This is a genomic window from Enterococcus sp. LJL99 (assembly GCF_054871725.1).
Genome location: NZ_JBTXLT010000032.1, coordinates 1 through 938 on the forward strand (window position 1 = coordinate 1; position 938 = coordinate 938).

1 protein-coding gene is annotated in these 938 nt (G+C 38.4%); it reads left to right on the forward strand.

Annotated features, from left to right (window positions below; all coding sequences use genetic code 11):
- Positions 1 to 938, forward strand: a 938-nt coding sequence (locus ACYSNW_RS18145; RefSeq protein ID WP_461746931.1) for a glutamate decarboxylase, incomplete at both ends; no start/stop codon positions are given.

Here is a 938-nt window from a genome sequence, read left to right on the forward strand (position 1 = left end):
CAATTAATTGATGAAGGAAATGCGCGCCAAAATATGGCAACGTTCTGTCAAACGTATATGGAACCTGAAGCACAACAGTTAATGGCAGAAACGTTTGAAAAAAATGCGATCGACAAATCAGAATACCCAAGTACAGCCGCAATTGAAGAAGCCTGTGTAGATATTATCGCCGATTTATGGAATGCACCTGATATGGATAAAATGATTGGTACATCAACGGTCGGCTCTAGTGAAGCTTGTATGCTTGGTGGCATGGCCATGAAATTCAAATGGCGCAACGATGCGGAAAAGCGTGGCTTAGATATTCAAAAACAAAAACCAAACTTAGTTATTTCTTCTGGCTATCAAGTTTGTTGGGAAAAGTTCTGTGTGTATTGGGATATTGAAATGCGCACCGTACCAATGGATGAACAACATATGAGCATCAATGTAGATAAAGTAATGGACTACGTGGATGATTATACGATTGGAATCGTAGGAATCTTAGGCATTACCTATACCGGAAAATATGATGATATTAAAGCATTAGATGAAAAAGTAGAAGCCTATAATCGTCAAAACAATCGAGAATTAGGCATTCATGTCGATGGTGCAAGTGGTGCCATGTTCGCGCCATTTATCTTCCCAGAACTAGAATGGGATTTCCGTTTAAAAAATGTGATTTCAATCAACACTTCTGGTCATAAATACGGCTTGGTTTACCCAGGTGTGGGCTGGATTGTTTGGAGAGATCGTCAATACTTACCAGAAGAATTGATTTTCAATGTTAGTTACTTAGGTGGACATATGCCAACGATGGCAATTAACTTCTCAAGAAGTGCGAGTCAAATTTTAGGTCAATACTACAACTTTTACCGTTATGGATTCAATGGCTATAAAGAAATTCACTTACGTACACAAAAAGTAGCGATGAAAATTTCAGAAGCAATCGACAAAAC